General features: G+C 73.2%; 4 protein-coding genes and 1 pseudogene. 2 read left to right on the forward strand and 3 right to left on the reverse strand.

Annotation, left to right across the window (positions count from 1 at the left end; translation table 11 throughout):
* Positions 1-252 (forward strand): annotated as a pseudogene (locus tag RH94_RS40565) (class I SAM-dependent methyltransferase); the annotation flags it as partial.
* Between the two features lie 24 nt (positions 253-276).
* Here the strand turns inward: RH94_RS40565 and RH94_RS03115 are convergent.
* The 3 genes from RH94_RS03115 to RH94_RS03125 form a co-directional block, all read right to left on the reverse strand.
* On the reverse strand, positions 277-1,899 hold the full coding sequence (locus RH94_RS03115; RefSeq protein ID WP_073946119.1) for a transporter: 1,623 nt from the start codon (positions 1,897-1,899) through the stop codon (positions 277-279).
* Positions 1,896-2,687: an ABC transporter ATP-binding protein gene (locus tag RH94_RS03120; RefSeq protein ID WP_199880856.1), complete on the reverse strand. Its 792-nt coding sequence runs from the start codon at positions 2,685-2,687 to the stop codon at positions 1,896-1,898. The genes RH94_RS03115 and RH94_RS03120 overlap by 4 nt, the downstream gene beginning before the upstream one ends.
* 115 nt (positions 2,688-2,802) lie before the next feature.
* Positions 2,803-3,504, reverse strand: coding sequence for a bifunctional DNA primase/polymerase (locus RH94_RS03125; RefSeq protein WP_407697245.1), 702 nt, complete (start codon positions 3,502-3,504; stop codon positions 2,803-2,805).
* A 326-nt stretch (positions 3,505-3,830) separates the two neighbouring features.
* Between RH94_RS03125 and RH94_RS03130 the strand changes: the two genes are divergently transcribed.
* On the forward strand, positions 3,831-5,145 hold a 1,315-nt coding region (locus tag RH94_RS03130; RefSeq protein ID WP_234425497.1), incomplete at its 3' end, for a transcriptional regulator.

Consider the following 5,145-nt stretch of genomic DNA (forward strand, 5'->3'; position numbering starts at 1 on the left):
GGGCTCGCGGAGGTCCTGGAACCGGCTGGTTTCGGCGCGCCGGACTGGGAGACGGTCCCGATCGATCTGAGCGGCCCGGCGGACCGGGTCCGGGTGACCCTGTCCGGCATCTACGACGTCGGACCGCTCGACCCGGTCGCCGTCCGCCGCCTGCGGGAGACGTTCCTGACGGAGGCGGCCGGGCTCGTGGGGCCGGACGGACGGGTTCCGTGCGGCTTCACGGTGCACGTGGTGACCGCGCGCCTGCGCTGACGCGGCCCTCCGCGCGCCGGAACCTCAGCCCTTGCTCACCGCCGTGAGGATCTCCGGCAGCCGGGCCGCCGTGCGCGGCGCCGCCAGGCGCAGACCGAGCAGGGTCAGCCCCGCCCCGTACGCCGCGCCGACCGGCAGCAGCAGCCGGCTCCAGCTGCCGCCGGTGGCGCTGACGTTCGACCAGATGGTGAGGGCGATGACGGGGGAGCACAGCAGGGCCGCCGCGACCATGCCGCCGAAGATGGAGATCCAGGCGAGGCCCGCCTGACCGGGGGCCACGTTCTTGAAGCCCTCCTGCGGGATGGAGTAGGGGAAGCGGGCCGACGTCCACGCCCCGGTGGCCAGCATCGCGCCGAGCAGGGCGAAGGACAGGCCGAGCACCTCGGGCAGCCGGGACCACTCGCCGAGCAGGCCCGTGGTCAGCACCGTGACCAGGGTGGCGTACGGCAGGGTGATCGCCAGCAGGGCCAGCGCCCGTCCGCGCAGCTCGACGTAGGCGTCCCGCGGGGAGGAGATCGTCAGCGCGACCATCCAGAACGCGGAGGTGTCCTGCCCGAACTGGTTGTACATCTGGATGCCGAGCATTCCGGCGGCGAAGCAGGCGAAGTACGGCGTGCCGGTGCCCTGCAGGGCGTTGAACACCGGCACGATCAGGCCGATGGCGAGCGAGGTCGCCCAGGCCGCCTTGGTCTTGGGGTCGCGCCAGATGTACCGCAGGCTGCGTTCCATGACGGTGCCGGTGCGGCCGGACGGCAGCAGCCGTGCCAGGCCGCCGCCCTCGCGGGTGCGCTTCCGTACGGGAGCGTCGACGGCCTGCAGGGTCGAGGAGTCGGGCGAGGTCATCAGCCGGTCCAGGCTGCGCCCCCACACCGCGAGCAGGGCGGCCAGGACGGCCGCGGTCAGGGCGAGCTGGGCCACCGCGACGCCGTAGGAGCCCCGGCTCGCCGAGTCCACCGCGCCCACCGCCGACGCGGGCGGCACCCACCGCAGCACGTCCGCGACCGGGTCGAGCCGGCCGAGGTCCGTCGAACCCAGCCGCTGCATGCCGAAGTTGACCACCTGCATGCCGATCGCGATGACCAGTCCGCTGAGCACCGCCAGGTCCCGGCCCTTGCGGCTGGTCAGCAGCCGGATGTTGGCGGCGGCCACGGTCCGCGCGAGGGCCACGCACACCAGCAGCGCGAGGGCGAGGGCGAGAACCGCGACGGCGAGCGCGACCGCCCCGTGCGCCACCGAGATCACGCAGCCCACCAGCAGCAGCACCGTGAACAGTGGTCCGATGCCGATCAGGGAGGCCGCCAGCAGGGCGTTGACCAGTGGCCGCGGGCGCAGCGGCAGCATCACCAGGCGGGTCGGGTCGAGGGTCTCGTCGCCGCTGGGGAAGAACAGCGGCATCACGGCCCAGCCCAGCGCCAGCACGGCCACGCCGATGACGGCCACGGAGGCGATGTGCGCGTGGCCGCGCAGCAGGACCAGCCCGAGCAGCTGCAGCGCGGCGAACAGCAGCGCGACGACGGCGGACGTGATGAACGCGGCCCGCCGTCCGCCGGACTGCCTCAGCCCGTTGCGCAGCAGCGACAGCTTCAGGCGTACGACGACGGGGGTGATCGAGGGGGCTGCCGTGGGCGCTTCGGTGGCGGTGCTCATCGGGAACCGCCGCCCAGCCAGTCCAGGTGGGAACCGGCGTCCCGGTCCCGGGCGCCGACGAGTTCGAGGAAGGCCTGCTGGAGGGTCGGGGCCTCGCCGCGCACCTCGGCGAGGGGGCCCTGGGCGCGGATCCGTCCGGCCGCCATCACGGCCACCCAGTCGCACAGCGACTCGACCAGTTCCATGACGTGGGAGGAGAACACGACGGTGGCGCCGGAGGCGGTGTACCGCTCCAGGACGCCCCGGATGGTCTGCGCGGACACCGGGTCGACGCCCTCGAACGGCTCGTCGAGGAACAGGACCTCCGGGTTGTGCAGCAGCGCGGCCGCGAGCCCTATCTTCTTGCGCATGCCGGTCGAGTAGTCGACGACGAGCTTGTGCTGGGCGCCGGCCAGATCCAGCACGTCGAGCAGCTGGGTGGCCCGCCGGTCCACCTCGTTTCCGGGCAGACCGCGCAACCGTCCCGAGTACGACAGCAGTTCCCGTCCCGACAGCCGCTCGAAGAGCCGCAGCCCCTCGGGCAGCACACCGATCCGCGCCTTGACCGCCACCGGGTCCCGCCACACGTCGTGCCCGGCGATCTCCACGGCGCCCTGGTCGGGCCGCAGCAGCCCGGTCACCATGGAGAGCGTGGTGGTCTTCCCCGCCCCGTTGGGCCCGACCAGCCCGACGAACTTCCCCGCGGGCAACTCGAGATCGATCCCGGCAACGGCGACCTGCTGCCCGAACCGCTTCCAGAGCCCCTGCACACGTACGGCGCTTGTACCCACTGCGACTGCTCCCTCCATCAGGTCGAACCCTACGGGGGAGCACTCCGCCTCAGGGGCGCGGGGAGCTGTGTGAACAACCACGACGTACCCGCAGTCGCGGGATAAAGGGAACCAAGCGGAACAACAGGTGCCGTTACCTGTCCCTGCCGCACGCGTACGCCAACGGCGAGATCAACTCCTCCACGTCCGGCAGCCACCGATTCGCCGGCGTCGGCCGGCAGGCCCACTGCACGGCCCCCCGCGACCCGTACCGCGTGGGCGGCGCGGCCACGTACGCCCCCTCGCCCAGCGGGACCAGGTCGAGAGACGCCGACGACCAGCCCAGCCTGCGCAGCAGCCCCGGCACCTTCACGCACGCCCCCGGCAGCACGAAGAACTGCATCCGCCGCTCGGGGGTGAGGATCACCGGCCCGAGGGCCGCTCCCCTCCGCTCCATCCGGGCCAGCGCGAGGAACCCGGTCGTCTCCGGGACGGACAACGCGTCGAACGTACGGCCCGTGGGCAGCAGGATCGACGCGGTCGGCCGCTCCTGCCACATCCGGCGGACCGCGGTCGCGCTGCCGGTCGCCCGGGCCGCCCAGTCCCCGTGCGCGGGGTGTGCGCCGGGTGCCGCGCACACCGGGTCGCCGCAGGAGCAGCGCTGCACCCCGTCGGCCGTCTCCAGCCAGGTGCCGGGGAACACGTCCCAGCGGCGTTCCTCGGCGTAGCGGACGGCTGTCTCCAGCAGTGGCTCTCCGCGCTGTTGGGGAATCCGGCCGGCGGTCCGGCCGACAGTCGGACCGGCGGTCGGGTCGGCGGTGTGTACGGCTCGGGCACCCGGGATCGTCTCTTCCACGCCCCACTCAACTCCCGCACCCACCTGGGGTTACGGGGGTTACGGGGGACGGACGCGCCGGGGAGGAGCACCGGGTCCGCGCCCGGGGCGCATGGGTGCATCTGCGGGGGCGCGCGGGAGGATCGTCGGCGGGCGCTGGGTAGTTCGGTGTGGGGTGGTTTTTCCTTTACCCCGGCAATCCTCGCATGTCTCGCATTTTCGGTAGGTACGCGGGGCATTGATCTTCACGTCCGGAACTCTCCGTCGGGACGCGGACTGTCTCCGGCCGCGCAAGACTCGTCGACTCGGTGCGTGGGCAGGGCACCGCAGCTACAGGGGGTTACGCCATGGCCGCAAGGCCTCTCGTCGCGCGGCAGCCGAACGAACGGCTGCAGGCGCTCATCCAGGAAGCGGGCTGCTCGAACGCCGGGCTGGCCCGCCGGGTCAACATGTGCGGCGCCGAGCACGGCCTCGACCTGCGTTACGACAAGACGTCCGTGGCGCGCTGGCTGCGCGGGCAGCAGCCACGCGGGCGTGCCCCGGCGATCATCGCCGAGGCGCTGGGCCGCAAGCTGGGCCGTACGGTCACGATCGACGAGATCGGCATGGCCAACGGCAAGAACCTCGCCTCCGGTGTGGGTCTCCAGTTCTCGCCGACGGTGCTGGGGGCCATCGAGCAGGTCTGCGAGCTGTGGCGCAGCGACGTGGGCCGGCGGGACTTCCTGTCCGGCTCCTCCGTCGCCGCGTCCGCGCTGGTCGAGCCGAGCCGCGACTGGCTGATCTCCGCGCCGGACGGACAGGTCGCGCGCACGGTGGGGTCACGGGTGGGCCGGTCCGACGTGGCGGCCGTACAGGCCATGACGCAGGCGCTGGTCGACCTGGACCACACCTACGGCAGCGGGCATGTGCGCCCGGTGGTCGTGCACTACCTCAACAGCGTCGTCTCCGGGCTGCTCGCCGGGTCGTACCGGGAGGCGGTGGGCCGCGACTTGTTCGCCGCGGTGGCCCGACTCACCGAACTGGCCGGGTACATGGCCGTCGACACCGGCCAACCGGGCCTGGCCCAGCGGTACTACATCCAGGCGCTGCGGCTCGCCCAGGCGGCCGGCGACCGCGGCTACGGCGGCTACGTGCTGGCCGCCTCCATGAGTCACCTCGCCGCGCAGCTCGGAAACCCGCGGGAGATCGCGCAGTTGGCGCGGGCGGCCCAGGAGGGCGCACGCGGGCGTGTGACACCGCGCGCGGAGGCGATGTTCCACGCGGCCGAGGCACGCGGGCACGCGCTGATGGGCGACGCGCGGGCGGCACAGGTGGCCGCCGGGCGGGCGGTGCGCGCGCTGGAGGCCACCGCGTCGGACACGGGGGACGACCCGGTCTGGATCGCGCACTTCGACGAGGCCTATCTCGCCGACGAGTTGGCGCACTGCCACCGGGATCTGGGCCAGGGGGAGGCGGCGGCGCGGTGGGCGGAGGAGGCGCTGGCCGGGCATCCCGCCTCGCGGGTGCGGCGGCGGGCCATCGGCCATGTGCTGCTCGCCACCGCGCAGGTGCAGCAACGGGAGGTCGAGCAGGCCTGCAGTACCGGGTTGAAGGCGGTGGAGCTGCTGCGGACGCTGCGGTCCGACCGGGGGACGGAGTACCTGGAGGACTTCCAGCAGCGGC

The sequence above is a fragment of the Streptomyces kebangsaanensis genome, from assembly GCF_001906585.1.
Taxonomy (GTDB): Bacteria; Actinomycetota; Actinomycetes; order Streptomycetales; family Streptomycetaceae; genus Streptomyces; species Streptomyces kebangsaanensis.

Coding starts and splice junctions, on each gene's coding strand:
- RH94_RS03115 (WP_073946119.1), bottom strand. CDS start 1,899: ATGAGCACCGCCACCGAAGCGCCCACGGCAGCCCCCTCGATCACCCCC.
- RH94_RS03120 (WP_199880856.1), bottom strand. CDS start 2,687: ATGGAGGGAGCAGTCGCAGTGGGTACAAGCGCCGTACGTGTGCAGGGG.